Origin of the sequence: Bacillus salipaludis (assembly GCF_030938565.1) — a bacterium.
GTDB lineage: Bacteria > Bacillota > Bacilli > Bacillales > Cytobacillaceae > Neobacillus > Neobacillus salipaludis_A.
In genome coordinates this window covers 6,241,399-6,261,405 of the sequence record NZ_JAVGVR010000001.1, presented here as the reverse complement: position 1 = coordinate 6,261,405, position 20,007 = coordinate 6,241,399, and the positions used below count along the sequence as shown (strand labels likewise).

The 20,007-nt window shown below is 39.9% G+C and carries 18 protein-coding genes and 3 pseudogenes; all 21 read left to right on the top strand.

Features of this window, described 5'->3' with window-relative positions; genetic code table 11:
• On the top strand, positions 1 to 344 hold a 344-nt coding region (locus tag RCG21_RS31060), incomplete at its 5' end, for an AAA-type ATPase lid domain-containing protein (protein WP_504928514.1).
• 321 nt (positions 345 to 665) lie between these two features.
• Positions 666 to 1,898: pseudogene (locus RCG21_RS31055) on the top strand (trans-sulfuration enzyme family protein).
• 214 nt (positions 1,899 to 2,112) lie between these two features.
• Complete coding sequence (locus RCG21_RS31050) at positions 2,113 to 2,271, top strand: hypothetical protein (protein WP_308914224.1); 159 nt, start codon at positions 2,113 to 2,115, stop codon at positions 2,269 to 2,271.
• A gap of 160 nt (positions 2,272 to 2,431) precedes the next feature.
• Positions 2,432 to 2,698, top strand: coding sequence for a hypothetical protein (locus RCG21_RS31045; RefSeq protein WP_308914223.1), 267 nt, complete (start codon positions 2,432 to 2,434; stop codon positions 2,696 to 2,698).
• A gap of 29 nt (positions 2,699 to 2,727) precedes the next feature.
• The gene (locus tag RCG21_RS31040) at positions 2,728 to 2,853 is read left to right on the top strand and encodes a hypothetical protein (RefSeq protein ID WP_308914222.1); all 126 of its coding nucleotides are present in this window, start codon (positions 2,728 to 2,730) and stop codon (positions 2,851 to 2,853) included.
• A gap of 283 nt (positions 2,854 to 3,136) precedes the next feature.
• Positions 3,137 to 4,168, top strand: a complete 1,032-nt coding sequence (locus RCG21_RS31035; protein ID WP_308914221.1) for a MalY/PatB family protein — start codon at positions 3,137 to 3,139, stop codon at positions 4,166 to 4,168.
• Between the two features lie 21 nt (positions 4,169 to 4,189).
• A complete protein-coding gene (gene nhaC / locus RCG21_RS31030) occupies positions 4,190 to 5,662 on the top strand; it encodes a Na+/H+ antiporter NhaC (RefSeq protein ID WP_133333192.1) in 1,473 nt (490 codons plus the stop codon).
• A gap of 228 nt (positions 5,663 to 5,890) precedes the next feature.
• Positions 5,891 to 6,856: pseudogene (gene trxB, locus RCG21_RS31025) on the top strand (thioredoxin-disulfide reductase).
• A 13-nt stretch (positions 6,857 to 6,869) separates the two neighbouring features.
• Positions 6,870 to 7,211: a thioredoxin family protein gene (locus RCG21_RS31020; RefSeq protein WP_026573868.1), complete on the top strand. Its 342-nt coding sequence runs from the start codon at positions 6,870 to 6,872 to the stop codon at positions 7,209 to 7,211.
• A gap of 377 nt (positions 7,212 to 7,588) precedes the next feature.
• On the top strand, positions 7,589 to 8,407 hold the full coding sequence (locus RCG21_RS31015; RefSeq protein ID WP_308912637.1) for an amino acid ABC transporter substrate-binding protein: 819 nt from the start codon (positions 7,589 to 7,591) through the stop codon (positions 8,405 to 8,407).
• An 11-nt stretch (positions 8,408 to 8,418) separates the two neighbouring features.
• A complete protein-coding gene (locus RCG21_RS31010; protein WP_235824720.1) occupies positions 8,419 to 9,102 on the top strand; it encodes an amino acid ABC transporter permease in 684 nt (227 codons plus the stop codon).
• Between the two features lie 20 nt (positions 9,103 to 9,122).
• A complete protein-coding gene (locus RCG21_RS31005; protein WP_133333195.1) occupies positions 9,123 to 9,866 on the top strand; it encodes an amino acid ABC transporter ATP-binding protein in 744 nt (247 codons plus the stop codon).
• Between the two features lie 287 nt (positions 9,867 to 10,153).
• Complete coding sequence (locus RCG21_RS31000; protein WP_133333196.1) at positions 10,154 to 11,353, top strand: FAD/NAD(P)-binding oxidoreductase; 1,200 nt, start codon at positions 10,154 to 10,156, stop codon at positions 11,351 to 11,353.
• Between the two features lie 26 nt (positions 11,354 to 11,379).
• Entirely contained in the window at positions 11,380 to 11,961 is a 582-nt protein-coding gene (locus RCG21_RS30995) for a hypothetical protein (protein WP_133333197.1), read from the top strand.
• 16 nt (positions 11,962 to 11,977) lie between these two features.
• Positions 11,978 to 13,405 carry an MBL fold metallo-hydrolase gene (locus tag RCG21_RS30990; protein WP_133333198.1) on the top strand — a complete coding sequence of 476 codons (1,428 nt, stop codon included), beginning with the start codon at positions 11,978 to 11,980 and terminating at the stop codon, positions 13,403 to 13,405.
• A gap of 46 nt (positions 13,406 to 13,451) precedes the next feature.
• Positions 13,452 to 14,255: pseudogene (locus RCG21_RS30985) on the top strand (sulfite exporter TauE/SafE family protein).
• 130 nt (positions 14,256 to 14,385) lie between these two features.
• Positions 14,386 to 14,763, top strand: a complete 378-nt coding sequence (locus tag RCG21_RS30980) for a RidA family protein (protein WP_208025319.1) — start codon at positions 14,386 to 14,388, stop codon at positions 14,761 to 14,763.
• A gap of 352 nt (positions 14,764 to 15,115) precedes the next feature.
• A complete protein-coding gene (locus RCG21_RS30975) occupies positions 15,116 to 16,594 on the top strand; it encodes an amino acid permease (RefSeq protein WP_133333199.1) in 1,479 nt (492 codons plus the stop codon).
• Between the two features lie 229 nt (positions 16,595 to 16,823).
• A complete protein-coding gene (locus tag RCG21_RS30970; RefSeq protein WP_133333200.1) occupies positions 16,824 to 18,008 on the top strand; it encodes a MalY/PatB family protein in 1,185 nt (394 codons plus the stop codon).
• A gap of 27 nt (positions 18,009 to 18,035) precedes the next feature.
• Positions 18,036 to 18,617, top strand: a complete 582-nt coding sequence (locus RCG21_RS30965; RefSeq protein WP_133333201.1) for a cysteine dioxygenase family protein — start codon at positions 18,036 to 18,038, stop codon at positions 18,615 to 18,617.
• A 47-nt stretch (positions 18,618 to 18,664) separates the two neighbouring features.
• Positions 18,665 to 19,972 carry an aminotransferase class I/II-fold pyridoxal phosphate-dependent enzyme gene (locus tag RCG21_RS30960; RefSeq protein WP_133333202.1) on the top strand — a complete coding sequence of 436 codons (1,308 nt, stop codon included), beginning with the start codon at positions 18,665 to 18,667 and terminating at the stop codon, positions 19,970 to 19,972.
• Positions 19,973 to 20,007 lie beyond the last annotated feature (35 nt).

The window sequence follows — 20,007 nt, the reverse complement described above, 5'->3', positions numbered from 1 at the left end:
CATTGAAGGAGAGGAGGGAAGACATTCCCTTCTTCCTCCAATACTTCATTTGTAAGTATTGTTCAATCTTAAACCGTCCGTACATGACGGTCAACCGCCAGTTAGAAAAATGGCTAATCCAATATGATTGGCCAGGGAATATTCCGGCAGGTATCAAAGAAAGATGTGGAGTATATGGTGAATATGGCGGAATGAGGTGTGATTGGTTTTCGAGATTGTTCCGATTATTTGTACCGATCAAGGCACCTATTCAGACAGGAGGGTTAAGCTTAGATGAGATGGTTGCCGAATATGAAAAGTCCATTATTCAAAGTTTCTTTTATGAGTGGTCATGGCCGAAATGACAAAGAAAAAGTAGCCGATGAATTGAAAATTAGTTTATCGACACTTTATCGTAGTTTCAACGATATCATCTAAAAGTTTTCTAACTTTTCCCTGAGATTGCAATTTCATTTGCAATCTTTTTACTTAAGGAAAAATATTTTTGAATAATTAATAAAATATTTTTCAATTTGGAAATAAAAGCAGTACTGAATGGTCATGTTTGGCTCTAATCATCGCGGAAATGATAATTTCATCTCCTTTGCCAACCAGGAATGTTGAATTAACAAGGATTTTATTATGGCACAACTCTTCCATAATTATAATCAAAAGGAGTGAACAAAATGGAACTGGATACAAAATTAATTCACGGTGGTCCGTTGATTGATCAGCATACCGGAAGCTCATCCGTACCGATCTATCAATCATCTACCTTTCATCAAGCTAAATTTGCGCAATCACAGACAAGAGTTTACCTACACGCGTTTTGGCAACCCAACAAGGAAAGCATTGGAGGAAACTGGTAGTTGTTTGGAGTTTGCTAAATATGGATATGCCTTTGCTTCCGGTATGGCGGCAATTTCTGCGGTATTGCTAAATTTCTCACAGGGGGATCACGTAATCCTTTGTAAAGATATATACGGGGGAGCCTATCAGCTCATAACCGAGATGTTTCCGAGATACGGAATTGAATACACTTTCGTGGATGAGACGGATCTTAACGCCTGGAAGAAAGCAATCAAGCAAAATACAAAAGGAATTTATATTGAGACACCCTGCTTAATCCCTGTTTATTAACGGTTACCGATATTAGAGGTGTTGTTAATTTAGCAAAGAAATACAACTTGCTGACCATCATCGACAATACGTTTATGACACCCATTTCCAAAATCCGATTAAATTGGGAGTGGATATCGTCATCCATAGTGCGACAAAATTTATCAATGGCCATAGTGATGTAACCGCTGGATTCATTATCAGCCAATAAGAGATTGCGGAAACGTTATTCAAAACGCAAAAAATGCTGGGCAGTATGCTCCCCCATATGAGTTTCTGGTTAATTTTAAGAGGGATCAAGACCCTGAAAATCCGTATGGAAAAGGAAGTTGAAAATGCGGCATTTATAGCGGGTGAGCTTTAAAGCATAGCAAGGTGAAGGCTGTTTATTATCCGAGTCTTGAATATCACAATGGACGGGAGATTGATTTTTCCAAGCAGGCAGCGGTGGAGCTGTTTTAACATTTGATTTAGGAAGCTATGAAAATGTGAAGGACTTTTTTGCCCATGTAAGCATACCTATAGTGGCCATTAGCTTAGGCGGTGTTGAATCGATATTATCTTATCCTTTCACGATGTCCCATGCCGTAATTCCTGAAAAAGAGAGGCTTGAATTAGGGGTGACAGACGGGCTAGTTCGGCTGAGCTGCGGCATTGAAGATAAAAATGATCTTCTAAATGATTTATTTAAAGCCTTGGATCATGTAAAAACAGCCGATGTCTTCTTACAAAATACTATAATGATTGGAAAATACTTAATGGAGAAAATAGAGATCGCCAATGTACCCACAAAAGGTTGAAAAAGTGGACTTTTTTCAATAAACACTTAAACGAATCAGGTTCTATCAAGCGCGATGACCAGACGGGAATGGGATCATCGGGAAACAAAATTAGAAAGCTGGAATATTTATTAGCCGATGCAAAAAACAGAAAATGTGATTATTTAATTACCTGTGGCGGGATCCAATCGAACCACGCGAGGGCAACTGCGGTGTTGAGCGGCTGAGATACCAGATGAAATCCTTGTTGATTTTAAAAGAAAGTGAAGTAAATAGAACGGAAGGGAATCTATTTCTTACTAAATTAGTTGGTGCAACCATTAAGGTGGCAACTGAGGATGAGTATCAAGATTTAACACCTACAAGTGATTGCAAAAATGACAAAAGAGATTGATTGCCTCCGGGCACAACCCCTATGTCATTCCGATGGGAGGCTCAAACGGCATTGGTGCTCTAGGGTATGTAGAAGCCTATTATGAAATACTCCTTCAAGAACAGGCAATTAGGAATCGTGTTCGACACGATTGTCGTTACGAATCGGTCGGGCGGTGCCTATGCCGGTTTGTTATATGGAAATAAAAGAAAGTAATCAAAATAAAACCATTATTGGCATGAGTGTCTTAAATCAGAGGGAACAAGCCGTTCATGATCTATTACACATTTTAGAAGATATGGATCAATATAGAGACCATCATCTCCGTTTTTCGGCTGAGGAAATCAACATTATTGATCGCTATATAGGTTTAGGTTACGGTAAGAGCCAATTGGATGAACTGAGATTCATAGAGTCAATTCGCACAAGAAGAAGGGATTATCCTTGATCCGGTAGATATACCGGGAAGTCGAATGTATGGTTTATACAACGAACTTAAAGATGGAAAACTTGCAGGGAAGCCAAAACATACTGTTTATTCATACCGGTGGGATTTTTGGCTGGACGGACGAGAAGATTAAAATGTTATATGGAGCTATTTAATTGTGTTCTGTCTCTTTGGACACATCTCGGGGGTGCGTCCGGAAGACTGCTAAAAAGTTTCATTTGATATATTGGCTGCGAAAATCTAAACGCATTCGCAGTAATTTTTTAGAAAAATCGGGGGTAAGCATGATTCACAACTTTGATGAAACGATTAATCGAATTGGTACGGATTCCGATAAATGGGACAATGAAGGAAAATGCGGCCAATTGAATCGCACTGGGCATTGCTGATACCGATTACAAGGCACCATGTGAAGTTTTAGCGTCTGTAAGGGAAAAGGTGGATTTTGGCGTATTTGGTTATGGATATTTTCCGCATGATCGATTTAATGATGCGATCAAAGGGTGGTATGGCCGCCATCATAAAATTGATATTAGGGCAGACGATATTAGTTTTTATGCGCCTGGATTAATGACAGGGGCGTTATGGATGTTTTTAGATGCCTATACCAATCCGGGAGACAAAGTAGTGATACAGCCTCCTGTCTATGCAACCTTTAAAAGGGTAATAGAGAATTTTAATAGAGTTGCAGTCGACAATCCATTAACTTACTACAACGGAAGTTATCAGATTGATTTTGAAGATTTAGAAGCTAAACGAAAGCTACCAGATGTGAAAATACTTCTTGTATGTAATCCAGCCAATCCAATCGGGCGGGTATGGACAAAAGCGGAAATGCAGAGAATGTATGATTTATGCCGTGAGAATAACGTAATGATTATAAGTGACGAAATTCATAGCGATATGATTCACAAAAGTTTGCCTTTTCACTCCTTTTTAGAGATTTGTGAGGAAGAAGATCAAAATGTGGTGGTAATGAACTCTCCAAGTAAAACCTTTAATTTAGCCTCTTTCTTCAGTGCATATGTGATTATAAAAAATAAAAAAATGAAAAAAGCATTTGATGATATTTACACAAAATACCACTTTGATTATAACTATTTAGGAGTTGAGGCTTTAATTACGGCTTATAATAAATGCGATTATTATGTGGATGAATTAAATGCTTATTTACGAAGCAACATTGATTTTTCGATTAACTATATCCATAAACATTTACCAAAGTTAAAAGTTCAGTATCCTGATTGTTCCTATTTGTTATGGATTGACTGTGAGGGGCTGGGCCTCACCAGTACGGAATTGGATGAATTTTTTACAGACGCAGGGGTTAGAGTCAATGATGGGAGTTCATACGGAAAAGATAGTGGTAACTTTGTAAGAGTAAATATTGCTTGCACAAGGGCTTTACTAGAGCGCGCATTGAAACAGATTAAGCTAAACTATGATAAATATGGTTTTAAAAAAAACTAATTGAATTGTGAGGTTTTGCGTATGGGGAACAAACCTGAAAAGCAGGGAAATGCAACTGTTTCGTGGGATGATAAATCTTATAAATTTCCGGTGTCATTTAAATATGCAGTGGTTTCTGTCTTAATCTTTTTCGGCCTGCTGCTTACAGGAACACTTGGTTTTGGTGCATCTCTGGAATTAATGTTTTTGTTGTTATGGATTGTTGTGAGCCTGCTAGTTATGAAACTGGGATACAAATATAATGAGGTTCAAAATATGGCTTGGGAAATGGGAAAGCAATCTTTTGAGCCGAATACGATTATTTTAGTAGTCGGCGTCATGATTGCTACCTGGATGGCTTCTGGTACAATCCCTTATGTTATGTATTGGGGCTTAGAATTAATTTCACCGCAATACTTTTTAATCACGGCTTTGCTCCTAACATCAGCAACATCTCTTGCAACCGGAACTTCATGGGGGACTTTGGGTACAGCGGGTTTGGCCTTAATGACAGTTGGTAATGCACTTGGAGTTCCCCAAGCAATGACAGCAGGTGCCATTATTTGTGGTTCCTTCTTTGGAGATAAGTTGTCACCATTGTCTGATAGTACCATTTTAGCAGCTACCGTTGCCGGCTCTAAAGTAATGTCACACGTAAAACATATGTTATGGTCAACTGTCCCGGCGTATATTCTAACAGCAATTATCTTTATCATTTTAGGTTTAAAGTATGGAAAAAGTGGAGCGAATATGCAGGAGATTCAACAAATCACTGGTGTAATATCAAAGCATTTCCATTTATCCTGGATTTCATTGATTCCTCTTCTGGTTGTACTAGTGATGCTTATAAAGGGCATTCCATCTATTATCTCGCTATTAATGGGAGTGTTTAGCGGCATGGCTGTCGCTGTTTTTACTCAGGGGTATAATTTAACAAAAGTGTTTGATATCATGACCAATGGATTTGTGTTTAAAAGCGGCAGTACGTTAGTTGACCCCATCCTAAGCAGAGGCGGGCTCTACAGTTTAATGAGCTCATTCCTTGTTGTCCTTTTAGCCATGTGTGTAACCGGCATGTTAGAACAATCAGGCATTCTCAGTGCTTTAGTAGAGCCTTTAGTTAAACGTACACACGGTTCTACTTTTAAAATAACTTTAGTGACTATGTTAATTGCCTTAATCACAAATATGATTGGCTCATCGATGTTATTAACTGCGATTGTAGCGGGTTCGCTTATGAGAAATGTCTTTAAAAATAATCATTTGGCGCCAGAAAATCTTTCGCGTAATATCGAGGATGTTGGAACGATGGGTGCACCGGTTATTCCATGGAATTCCAACGCCATCTATTGTTCGCAGATGCTGGGTGTATCGCCATATGCTTATTTCCCATATGTCTTTTTAGCTTTCTTTGTCCCATTATTCGATTTACTCTACGGTGCCACTGGATTTGCAATAAAGAAGTTAAAGCCTGAGAAGCTCGAGGATGTTGAAACAGTAACTAAAGCGATCTAACTGAATAGGTTTTAATGTAGGCGATTCCTAATCGGAATCGCCCTTTTTTAATTGGTAAGTTGACCTGGTTCATGTTTTCTTAGTTTTAAAAAAATTTTTTTCAAACATGATAGGAAATAGGAATAAGTAACCTATCAGAAGCTGGGGAAATAGTGATTTTGCAAGGAATTTAAAATTGGCACGAATATTGCAAGTTAATCTTCATGACTAAGAGAAAGGGGGAATGAGATGTATAAAGCTATTATTCTAGGGACTGGACCTGCTGGGTTAACCGCTGCAATCTATTTAGCACGTGCTAACATAAGTCCTTTAGTCATTGAAGGGCCAGAACCAGGGGGGCAATTGACATTGACAACAGATGTCGAGAATTTTCCTGTTTTCCTGAAGGGGTTCTAGGACGAGAGTTGATGCAGAACATGCGAAAGCAAGCTGAGCATTTTGGAGCAAAGTTTAAAAGAGGTTGGGTTAAAAAGGTCGATTTTTCAAACAACCCTTTTACCTTAACGGTGGAAGGAATAGGGGAGCTAAAAACGCAATCATTAATCATTTCAACGGGAGCTTCTGCAAAACTTTTGGAAATTCCGGGGGAAAGAGAAAATATTGGCCGTGGGGTAAGCACCTGTGCAACATGCGATGGATTTTTCTTTAGAGGAAAGAAAATTATCGTTGTCGGCGGCGGGGATTCAGCTATGGAAGAGGCCAATTTTTTAACGAAGTTTGCTTCGGAGGTTCGCATTGTCCATCGCAGAAAGGAGCTTCGCGCTTCCCAAATTATGCAAGACCGTGCCAAAAAGAATCCCAAAATTACGTGGAGCTTAAATTCCATTCCTGAAGAAGTAATTGCAGGGGATCGACACGTTACTGGCTTGAAAGTAAGAAACAGCGAAACAGGAAAAGAGGAAATCCTGGAAACGGATGGTATTTTCGTTACCATCGGCCATAAACCGAACACAGCATTTTTAGACAATCAAATCAAAACGGACGATATGGGATATATCGTGGTGAATCCTGGTACCACCGAAACCAATATTCCAGGTGTATTCGCCTGTGGGGATGTTCAAGATCATAAATACCGCCAAGCCATTACCGCTGGCAGGAAGCGGTTGTATGGCTGCACTGGATTGCGAAAAATACCTTGATGCAAGTGAATTATGTAGTGAAAACAATCAATCTATCATGGAAAACCAAATATAGGGAGGATTTAAAAATGAAAGAGATTAAAACGAAACAAGAGTTTGAAGAGGCAATTTTATCAACAAAACCAGTTATGGCCAAATTCTATGCCGAATATTGCCCAGACTGCCAGCATACCGATTTATTTATGCCCATTTTAGAAGAATCGTATAAAGAAAAGGTAGACATGATTGCAGTAAACCGAGAACATTTTCCAGAAGTTTTAGAGAAACTAGACGTGTACGGAATCCCAAGCTTTATTGCTTTTCAAGAAGGGAAGGAACTGGACCGCTTTGTAAGTAAACTTGGAAAAAGTCAGGAAGAGGTTGAACAGTTTCTTAATCAAATTGTTGAGGCAAGTGGAAAACTAGGATAGAAAATCCTTGCCAGGGGCCAATAAATATGGAGATATTGCTCTATATTTATTGGCTTTAAAAGGAATATTTTTGAATAATTGAAAAATATTTTTCGAATTTGGGAATAGGAGAATAGTACTGAACAGTAGGTTTTCACTAGAATTATTGCAGAAATGATAATGATGCATCTTTTTTTTTAGCAGGAATGTTGAATTAACAAGGATTTTATTATGGCACAACTTTTGCATAAAAAGTAATTGAATAGGAGGAGGTGGAGTTCATTTGAAAAAAGTAGATATTGAAACGGGATAAATTAACAGAATATTTAAATGATACTGAAAAATGAAACTAATAAACCGCAAATCATCCATTTTTTATAAATACAGGGGGGAGTTTTATGAAAAAGAGTTTATTTATATTTGCTTTTTCAGTATTCGTAGCACTTGTATTAACGGCATGCGGGAACACTCAAAAAGAAACATCAGCCAAACCTGATCAGGCGGCAGAAAGTAAGAAACTACTGGAAAAAATAAAAGCAGATGGGACGATTAAAATTGGTACAGAAGGAACATATGCACCGTTTAGTTACCATGATGCATCGGGGAAATTGACTGGTTTTGATATCGAAATCGCTGAAGAAGTAGCAAAAAGACTTGGTGTGAAAGCTGAATTTGTTGAAACCCCGTGGGACGGAATTTTTGCGGGACTTGATTCGAAGCGCTTCGATATTATTGCATGTCAAGTAGGTATTCGTCCTGACCGGCAGGAAAAATATGATTTTTCTGATCCAACGAATGTGTCAAAACCTTACTTAATTGTCAGCAAAGACAATAACACGATTAAAACGTTCAAAGATTTGAAGGGGAAAAAGTCAGCCGAGTCACTAACTAGTATGTTTAAAGACATGGCAGCTTCCAATGGTGCTGAAATCGTCGGTGTTGAAGGATTTAATCAAGCTATTGATTTATTAATTTCAAAACGTGTGGATGCGACGATTAATGATGGGTTGTCTTATCTTGATTTCAAAAAGCAACAGCCTAATGCGCCGCTTAAAGTTGCAGCCGAACTTGATGAACCAACAAAAATGGGAATTATGTTAAGAAAAGGGAATATAGAATTGGTCGATGCTATCAATAAAGCACTCGCTGATATGAAGAAAGATGGGATGTATTTAAGCATCTCAAAAAAATACTTTGAAACCGATGTTTCCAAATAAGGAGTGTTCGAATGTTGGATCAAGAAAGAATGGACCGAATTATTGACATCGTTGTCAACTCATTTTTTCCGATGTTAAAAGCCGGGGTTGCTTTTACCGTGCCGTTGACACTCCTTTCTTTTTTTCTGGGACTGATTCTTGCTCTGCTTACTGCACTGGCTCGAATCTCTGGAATTAAACCTCTGGATGCTGCTGCACGATTTTATGTATGGGTGATTAGGGGAACACCGCTGCTTGTTCAGCTGTTTGTTATTTTTTATGGTCTTCCAAGTATAGGGGTTACCATTGGTCCGCTGCCATCCGCAATAATCGGTTTTACCATTAATATGGGCGCCTATAACTCAGAGATTATTCGCGCAGCTATCCTTTCCATTCCCAAAGGTCAATGGGAGGCAGGTTACTCCATTGGGATGAGCTACCCGCAGGCATTAAAAAGAATTATTCTCCCGCAGGCAACAAGGGTGTCTGTTCCGCCTTTGGCAAACAGTTTTATTAGTTTGGTAAAGGATACATCTTTGGCCGCTACCATTACGGTGACGGAAATGTTTAGAGTGGCCCAGCAAATTACCGCAACAACCTATGAACCATTGGTACTCTATTGTCTAGCAGGATTTATTTATTTGATTTTCAGTACAGTTCTTTCTAACGCTCAAGGACGGATGGAAAAACGGTTTGATCGTTATGTGACGGGTTAATTTGATAGGGGGATATCCGCGTGATTGAGATAAAGAACCTGCATAAGCAATTTGGACAAACAGAGGTTTTAAAGGGAATCGATCTTAAAATTGAGGAAGGCAATACAGTCTGTATTATTGGGCCATCGGGTTCAGGGAAAACAACCTTGTTACGTTGTCTGAATTTATTGGAAGCGCCTACAAAAGGGACCATTACGCTTGGAAAGTTTTCTTTGGATTTTCAGGAGAAAAAACAAGTTCCAAAAGATCGAGTGATTAAGTTCCGTCAACAAACAGGTATGGTTTTCCAAGGGTACAATTTGTTTCCTCATATGACGGCACTAGAAAATGTTATGGAAGGTTTAGTTTACGTTCGTAAACAAGACAAGGAAACCTCTCGTACGAAGGCTCTTAAATTGCTGAAAAAGGTAGGATTATCGGAACGGGCGAACCACTATCCATCCCAGCTTTCCGGTGGACAACAACAACGGGTAGGAATTGCCCGGGCGATGGCAATGGAGCCTGAAGTCCTCCTTTTTGATGAACCTACTTCCGCGTTAGATCCTGAGTTAGTAGGAGAGGTTCTAAAGGTCATGAAAGAACTTGCTAAAGAAGGAATGACGATGGTTGTCGTGACACATGAAATGAATTTCGCACGTGAAGCGGCGGATAAAGTCGTATTCATTGATAAAGGTGTGATCGTTGAAGAAGGAACACCTCAACAAATTTTTGAACATACAGGGCATGAACGGACATTACAATTTTTAAATAAACTTTGTTCATAGGAAAGGCCTAAGATTGCAAATCTCATTTGCAATCTTTTTTTTGAATAATTAAGAAAGTATTTTCAAATTTGGGAATCTAAAAACAGTACGAAACAGTAGATTTACACTATTTTCATATCGGAAATGATAAATTACTGGTTTTTTCAGTAGCAAGAAAGCTGAATTACCAATGGTTTTATTTTGGCACAACACTTGCAAGATAAAAAAACGAAAAGAGGGAGGGGGAGGAAATTAAAAAAAATAGACTTTGAATCTGTGCAAACTTAGGTGACTAGAGGAGGGTTTATATGAATGATAGGACAGACTACAAAGTTGTGATTGTAGGCGGCGGAAGTGCCGGTATTACTGTGGCAGCACGTCTATTAAAAGAATCAAGGGCTCTTTATGGGGAAATTGCCATTATTGACCCTGCTGAAAAACATTATTTCCAGCCGCTATGGACACTGGTTGGTGGCGGGGTTGTTGATAAAAAGGTAACAGAAAGAGAACAGTCTACTTTAATTCCAGATGGTATTGTTTGGATTAAAGAAGCGGTTGAAGATTTTTTTCCAAATGAACAATCAATCGTAACGTCATCTGGCAACAAATTGAGTTATGACTATTTAGTGGTTGCAGCAGGTATTCAAATTGACTGGACCAAGGTGAAAGGTTTAAAAGAAAGCATTGGCAAGAATGGCGTCTGCAGTAACTACTCTTTTGATTATGTCGATAGTACTTGGGAAAATATTCGCAATTTCAGCGGCGGTAATGCCATCTTTACAAATCCGAATACACCGGTTAAATGTGGCGGTGCACCGCAAAAAATTATGTACCTGGCGGATGATTACTTTCGCAAATCAGGGGTTCGCTCAAATTCCACGATCCACTTTTTCTCAGGAGCGGGCAGTATTTTTGGCGTAAAAAAATATGCGGATACATTGAACAAAGTAATTGAAAGAAAAGAAATTGAAACACATTATCAGCACAATTTAGTGGAAATAGATGCACAGCAAAAAAAGGCTGTTTTTAAAAACCTTTCGACTGATGAATTGGTAACGGTTTCCTATGACATGATTCATGTTGTCCCGCCAATGAGTGCGCCTGATTTCATTGAGAAAAGTCCATTAGCCAACGAGACTGGCTGGGTGGATGTAGATCCGTATACATTGCGCCATAAAAAATATGGAAATATCTTTGGAATTGGAGACTGTACCAATTTGCCAACATCAAAAACTGGCGCCGCTATTCGAAAACAAGCGCCGGTTCTTGTCCAGAACTTATTATGTCTAATGAACCAAAAGACAGGTATGCAAAAGTACAACGGCTATACTTCGTGCCCACTTGTAACGGGATATGGCAGCTTAGTTTTAGCAGAGTTTGATTATGAATCTAAGCCGGATGAGAGCTTTCCTTTTGATCAAGCAAAGGAAAGATACAGTATGTATTTATTAAAGAAGCAGGTACTCCCTATTGTCTATTGGAACGGAATGTTGAAAGGTTTGTTATAAAAAAACATGTCAGTGAGAGGAAGATTATGCAGAAAACAACGATTGATCACTTATCTGATCTCCAACCATTACTTTCATTATTGAGCCAGAAGGAAATACAAACTAGTTTAATCGAAACACTGGAAAAATTGCCAGGGCTTGTTGACCAGTATTCTGCCTTAGAACGAAACATCGCTTTTATAAAATCCACTCTGAGCGATAAAGAATCGATGGACTATTTATTGGGTGGACTAGGAGATGAATTCGGAAAATACATTCCCACTAAAGATTCATTGGAAGCATTGACGGCATTAGTCCAGGGCCTCCCTAAATATACTAAGTACTTGTCAATGATGGAACCGATTATGGATTTCCTCTTATCGATATCCCGTGATAAGGAGTCCGTTGATTATTTGTATAAGGGGGCACAGGAAATCGCAGGCCCGATCCAGCAAAAGGTTGAAAATGGCATGAATTTGATTCAGCGGGCGAAAAATGAAGCGGACAAAGACCATTCACCTGTGACCATCTTTACCGTATTCAAATTAATCAAGGAACCTGCCGTTCAGCGGGGGATTCATTTTGTTAAAGCGCTTGTAACCCTGGCTTCAGAACCTAAATCAAAATAAAGGAGTGTTCACTCACATGTTCATGAAATATTTTTATGATGAGAAACTGGCTCATGCCTCTTATCTGGTCGGGTGTCAAGCTAAGGGAGTGGCCATTGTGATTGATCCTTCCCGCGACATCCATTCCTACTTGATTACAGCGGAGGCTAATGGATTATCGATTACAGCTGTTGCGGAGACACATATTCACGCTGATTATATTTCCGGTTCAATGGAGCTGGCCTCCAAAACAGGGGCCAAGCTTTATCTGTCAGATGAGGGCGATGCTGATTGGAAGTATCAGATTGCCGATCAGATTGATTCCCAATTGCTGAAAGACGGGGATCGCTTCTCAATTGGGAATTTAACCTTTGAAGTCCTTCATACTCCAGGGCATACACCGGAACATGTTTCATTCCTATTGACAGACGGCGGCACAACAGTGCAAGCCCCTATTGGTTTATTCACAGGTGACTTTGTTTTTGCCGGAGATGTAGGCCGTCCCGACTTACTGGAGAGAGCTGCCGGTGTAAAGGGTTCGGCTTATTCGCTGGCAAAAAAAATGTTTAAATCCCTGCAGCGATTTCAACAACTTCCAGACTATTTACAAGTCTGGCCAGCGCACGGAGCAGGGAGTGCATGCGGGAAATCATTGGGTGCAGTGCCTTCGTCAACCGTTGGATATGAAAAGTTGGCCAACTGGGCATTGCAATATGATGAGGAAGATTTATTTATTGAAGAATTGCTTTCCGGACAACCTGAGGCGCCAAAATATTTTGGAATCATGAAGTCACTGAACAAACAGGGGACTACCCTAATCGAAAAACTTGAGCCAGTCCATCATGCACAACCTTCATTAACCCTCGTTCAGGAATGGATCCAAAACGGCATTGTGGTGGATACCCGGCAAGCGTTGCAATTTGCGCAAAAACATATTGCGGGAACCATCAATCTTCCCTGCAATCAATCCTTTGTGACGTGGGCTGGATGGCTGCTTGATTATGATCAGCCGATCTATTTATTGGTAAGTAAGGAAAAAGAAGCGGAAACCCTGAAAGCATTACAATCGATTGGACTAGATCAGGTGAAAGCTGTGATGGATCACTCGTTCATTGAACAGCTTGAATTGAATGAAATGGATGTCGTGGATTATCAATCAGTTGAACCAAAAGAGATTATGGAGAGGCTTGAGGAGTATTATGTCCTTGATGTTCGTCGGAACAGTGAATGGAGGGCAGGCCATATTCCTAAGGCTCACCATATCATGCTTGGACATTTAAAAGACAGAATGAACGAGATTCCTAGTGAAAAACCAATTCTTATAAACTGTAAATCAGGCGCAAGATCGGCGATTGCCGTTAGTATCTTGAAAGCAAATGGATTTGACCAAGTCCTTAATTTAACAGGCGGGTTTGACCAATGGCTAAAAGAGAGCAGTACAAAACTAGTAAATAAAATTCACTAAAGAAACACCTATATACACATCGTGGATTGTAAAAAGGAGTTATCGAATGACAATTCTACAATGGATTCTCACAATTGCCTCTGGCGGAATAATTGGCTTTACTTTAGGACTTATTGGCGGTGGCGGTTCCATTTTAGCGGTTCCTCTTTTGCTTTATGTGGTCGGGGTGAAAGACCCGCATATTGTGATTGGCAGTACAGCCCTTGCTGTTTCCATTAATGCCTTCTTGAATCTTATACCCCATTCACGTGCAGGGCATGTCCACCTAAGACCGGCCATCGTATTTGCAATACCAGGTGTAGTGGGCGCCCTCTTTGGTTCTTATCTTGGTAAGCTTTTACCGAGCAAGCAATTATTGTTTCTTTTTGCGCTACTTATGATTTTTATGGCTATTAAGATGATCATGCCTAAAAAGGCAGTAAAACAGGCAGCAAATATTGAAACAGAAGGTTTGAGTTAAATGGATAAATTTAATGGAAAAAAGTTATCCCTATTCGGCGTTATGACAGGATTGGCATCAGGATTTTTTGGCATAGGCGGTGGATTCTTGGTTGTTCCCTCCCTGCTGGCAGCCACAAATATGGCCATCGTTGAAGCAATCGGCACATCCTTGTTTTCTGTAGGAACTTTTGGACTAACAACCGCACTGAATTACAGCCTTTCTGGATTGGTTAATTGGTTCGTAGTACTGGCACTTGTATGCGGTGGATTTATAGGGGGAATCTTTGGTACCATCGTTGCAAAGCGTTTAAGCAAACAACGACAAGCCCTTCAATATATCTTCTCTGCTGTTGTCATAACTGTAGCTATTTATATAATGATTAAAAATGGAGACGCTTTGAATTTATGAATCTATATTTTGTAGAGACAACAGGAAGGAATTGATTTATTTTTTGTTAGATTGAAAGTATGCTAATTTCCACTATTGCACGGTGGAAATGTGATATTAAGATTAAATTTGAAAAGGAAGAGTGATTACTATGATGAAAGTTATCTCAACAAATAAAGCACCGCAAGCGATTGGGCCATACTCGCAAGCCATTCGTGTAGATGGATTTCTATTTCTTTCGGGGCAGATCCCGCTTGATCCCGAAACGGGAGAGGTAGTTCAAAAGGATATTAGACTTCAAACCGAGCAGGTTTTAAAGAATATTCAGGGTATTTTAGAAGAGGAAGATTTTTTACTTACGAATATTGTAAAAACGACTATTTTTATAAAAGATATGAATGATTTCCCTGTTATTAACGAAGAGTACAGTCAATTTATGCAGGGGCATAACCCTGCAAGGTCTACTGTGGAAGTAAGTCGTCTTCCAAAGGATGTAATGATCGAAATAGAAGCTATTGCTAAGAAATAATTTTTGCTGTGATCAACGATTTTTTGAACATAGGTGATCTTAGGTCAATTTTGAGTCTCGAGTTCTGCCTAGATCACCTATGAAGCTTTACGATCGTACATAAGTCCCTTCTACATGCCCCTTTGGCAGAACTAAATGAAAGCGTTATCGTATCGTTCTCTTTGCATCTTATGCTCCAGTGTCAGCTTGTATGTGATGATGATCCCTAGATTACACGCACTCCTCTTTCATACGGATGAGCGTTGCAAACGATTCTTTGCCTGATTGATTTTGTATACGGCAAAATGGCTATTAATTTTTTGCAATATTTTATCATTTTTGAAAGTAATTTTATAAAATCGGAGGTACTTATATGGGCAAACCGGTACTTAAATTAAATATGATCCCAAACAAGGAAAAATCAACTGGACAGTTACACCGAAGTCTACAGTCCAGACATTTAACGATGATGGCGATTGGCGGTGCAATCGGAACAGGGTTGTTTGTATCGAGTGGATCAGCGATTAGTAAAGCAGGACCTGGAGGGGCTCTTGCAGCCTATTTACTAGTGGGAATCATGGTTTATTTTGTGATGAATAGTTTAGGGGAGCTGGCATCCTTTTTACCTGTGCCGGGGTCATTTGAAACTTATGCAACAAGGTATGTGGATCCCGCCTTCGGATTTGCTTTAGGATGGAATTATTGGTATACCAATGCTATTACGATTCCGGCCGATCTCTCAGCAGCAGTTCTGATAATGAAATATTGGTTTCCAGACTCCTCTGCATTATTATGGAGTACGATTTTCTTAGTTATATTACTAGCTCTTAATCTATTATCCGTTAAGGGATATGGGGAAAGTGAATATTGGTTTGCAGGTATTAAGGTCGTTTCGATTATTTTGTTTTTAATCATCGGAACAGCTATGATATTCGGAATAATGGGAGGGCATACCGAGGGTTTAAGTAACTTTACAAAAGGAGATGCTCCCTTTCACGGCGGATTTTTAGCCTTCTTTAGTGTAATCCTTGTTGCCGGTTTCGCCTTCCAGGGGACCGAAGTGATTGCAACGGCTGCTGGTGAAACGAATAATCCATCTAAAAATGTCCCTAAAGCCATTCGAACCATTTTCTGGCGGATTCTTATTTTCTACGTATTAACGATCTTTATTATTGGTTTGATTATTCCTTATACGGATCCAAATCTGCTTAAAACGGGTATTAGCAATGTTTCGATTAGTCCATTTACCCTTGTGTTTAAACGGGCCGGATTAGCGTTTGCCGCTTCGGCCATGAATGCAGTCCTGCTTACTTCTATTTTATCTGCAGCAAATACCGCCATGTATGCATCTTCACGTATGCTTTGGTCATTGGCGAAGGAGGGAAAAGCTCCGCGTATGTTTGCGAAGGTTAATTCTCGCGGTATTCCAATGGCTGCCTTAATGGTATCGGTCATCTTCGGGTTTATTTCATTTCTTTCATCTATGTTTGGAAGCGGTTCCGTTTTTATGTGGCTAGTGGCTACTTCGGCTATGACGGGATTTATTAAGTGGTTCGGGATCGCTGTGAGTCATTACCGCTTTCGCAAGGCCTATATTGCTCAAGGAAAAGATCCTAGTGAACTGCCGTTTAAAGCTAAATTATTCCCTTTAGGTCCAATGATCACCTTCTTGTTCATTATTGTTTTAGTTCTTGGTCAAAATTTATTTACGGAAGGCAAGTTTGATTGGGGAACGACCATCGCTAATTATATCGGCATTGTTTTCTTTGTAGTGCTTTGGATTGGTTATAAAATGATTAAAAAAACTAAGGTTGTACCTCTTACGGAGTGTGACTTTGAGAATCGCGAGTAAGTTGATCCCAACTGTATTTCAATAATGAGATAATCCTTCCTTTCTGAGGAAGGATTTTTTTTCGGATGTGAGATGGATTCTTATCAGATTTGCTAAAAGACGGCCAAAAGCAAATTTGAACGAATACACCAAAAATTGTTGTATCAATGCTTGAGGATCATTTTTATAGTTGGCATGGTTTTTGCAATATAGTTTGGCGTAAAGAGTTAATTAGTTTGGGGGATGCGAAATGAATTACAACTTCGATCAGGAAATTAACCGGACCAATACAGCTTGCGATAAGTGGGATGATCTTGAGACACGCTTTGGTGTGAATGATGTCCTGCCCATGTGGGTGGCTGACATGGATTTTAAGGCACCTTCTACTGTGATTGAAGCCTTAAAGGAAAGGGTAGAACACGGGATTTATGGCTACACCTATCGCCCGGACTCGTATTTTGAAGCGATTGTGGATTGGGTGTCAAGAAGGCATCAATGGTCCATTAAAAAGGAATGGATCACCCATAGCCCCGGCGTTATTCCGGCTTTGGCCTTTCTCCTGCGCTCCTTAACCCAGCCAGGTGATAAGATCATCGTTCAATCACCAGTTTACCATCACTTCTTCAGAGTGATTGAATCGCAAGGACGTACGGTTGTGAACAACCCTCTATCCTTTAAGGATGGACGATACACGATGGATTTTGCGGATTTAGAGAATCAGATTGATTCGTCCGTTAAAATGTTAATCCTTTGCAGTCCGCATAATCCCGTGGGAAGGGTATGGACACAAGAAGAGCTCACACGTCTTGGGGAAATCTGTCTTAAAAATAATATTTTAATTGTTTCGGATGAAATTCATTTTGATCTCGTCTACAACGAGTATAAACATGTTCCAATCGCCTCGATTTCAGAAGAGCTGGCTAAACAGACGATCACGTGTTTTTCTCCAAGTAAGACTTTCAATATTTGGGGAGTCCAAACATCTGTGGTGATTATTCCAAATCGTGATCTGAGAGAACGCTATAATCGTGAAATCAACAGTATGGCGATTGGATGGGCAACCCCTTTTGGTATAGCCGCTTTAGAAAGTGCCTATCGATCTGGGGAAGAATGGCTGGATCAGCTGATTGATTATTTAGAAGGAAATGTAGATTTTGTTCGGTCGTATTTGAAAAAGAATGTCCCGCAAATCAAGCTTGTCGAACCGGAGGGAACATACCTGCTATGGCTGGATTGCCGGGAACTTGGATTTAGTATGAAAGAATTAGATCAGTTTATGCTGCAAAAAGCAAGATTGGCCTTAAATGAAGGTCACATTTTCGGTCAAGGGGGAGAGGGATTTATGAGAATGAATATTGCATGTCCCCGCTCTACGTTAGAAAAAGCCCTTCGCCAATTAGAACAAGCCGTCAATCAACTTTCACATACAAAGTAAGACCTAATACATTGAGGAGGAAGTAGGATGGATCACAGGAATAAATATGATTTCAAAGATTTTGTTGAGGATATGACCGATATGGTTGAACGGAGTCAGAATGATAAAGTTTGTGTTTTGGAAGCGGAAAGGTTAGTTGGTAAATTAATTCAATCCCATTCCTGGCTGCCTGCAGAGAAGAGAAGGCCAAGTGATGGGGGATACTCGCGGCATCCGTTGTATTGTGATCCAAAGGATCGTTTCGAAGTGATCGCGCTCGTCTGGAAGCCCGGTCAAAGGACCACGCTTCATGATCACGATGAAACATGGGGTGCAGAAGGCGTTGTAGCGGGTCAGATCAAAGTTACGAATTATATCCGATTAGAGGAATTATCAGGGGGAAAAATCGTTAAGTTGCAGCAGACGGATACCATCGTTGTAAACGAACAGAATACAGGGACGCTATTGCCTCCAGCCGACTGTCATATTTTAGAGGGGGTGGGGGATTATCCCGCCATCACAATCCATGTTTATGGAAAGCAATTGAGGAAATTCCGGGAATTCACTCCATTAGAAGAAGAAGGGCTCTATCTTGCACAAGAAAAGTATGTGGAATACACCGCTGTATAGGCTGTGATCTGGATTGACTAGAATTTATTACCGCGAGGAGGAGAGCCATGTTAAACCCGTTAGCTAAAGAATTAAATCATACGATAGAAAAAAATGATGCACATGTTTATCAAATGTTATCTTCGCTTGGGAAGTCCCTGTATTTTCCAAGAGGAATTGTAAGTCAGAGTGGAGAGGCTCGTGAAAAAGCCCATACCTTTAATGCAACGATTGGGACTGCCACAAAAAAAGGAAGTCCCATGTACTTGGAGGCTTTACAAAGCAAACTAGCAGCGTTTGATCCAAAGGATTTATATCCTTATGCTCCGCCAACAGGAAAAATGGAGTTACGAACGATCTGGAAAGAAAAATTAATGAAGGAAAATCCCTCATTAGGTGAAAAGAAATTGGGTCTCCCTATTGTCACCAACGGTCTAACGCATGGATTAAGCATTGTGGCTGACTTATTTGTGGAAAAGGGGGATCCAATCATTCTGCCCAATTTGTTTTGGGATAATTATCACTTAACGTTTGATGTACGACACGGAAGCCAAACCGTAACCTACCCTCTTTTTACAAGCACAGGTACGTTTCATGTAGAAGCGATGGAAGAAGCCATGATGCAATGCGGCAAGTCCAAGTTAATTTTAGTGATGAATTTCCCGAATAATCCAACAGGATACACTCCATATGAAGAAGAAGTAGCCAAGATTATTGAGGCAATTATAAGGGTAGCAAATTCAGGTATTGATCTCGTTGTGGTAGCCGATGATGCGTACTTTGGACAGTTTTATGAGGATTCAATAAAAGAATCGATTTTTTCACGGTTAGTTGGTGTTCATCCACGTGTACTTCCCATCAAGGTAGATGGCGCAACGAAAGAAGAATACGCATGGGGGTTTCGGGTTGGATTTCTGACCTTTGGCATTCAGAATCCAGAAGTTTTAGAAGCTTTAGAGGAAAAGACTTTGGCTTCGATTCGAAGCACGATTTCCTGTTGTCCGCACCCTTCGCAAACCTTTATTTTAGATGTTCTTCAGCATCCAAATTTTGAGGTCCAACGAAAGGACCATTTTCAAGTAATGAAAACGCGTTGGCAAAGAATTAAAGAGATTGTGAGCAGTAAAAAGTATACGGATGCATTTGAGGCCTATCCTTTTAATTCGGGTTATTTTGTCTGTCTCCGTATCAAGCAGGTGGATGCGGAGTCCCTTCGGAAATATTTAATTGATCAATATGGGGTAGGTACCATTTCGTTTGGACAGCAGAATCTCCGGATTGCTTTTTCAAGTGTTGAAGTAGAGGATTTACAACAACTTTTTGAATGTATTTATCAAGCCAGTAAGGAACTAGAGACGAATTTGGTCAAATTATAGATACGAGATTACTATTTACTAAGTTTATAGATCAT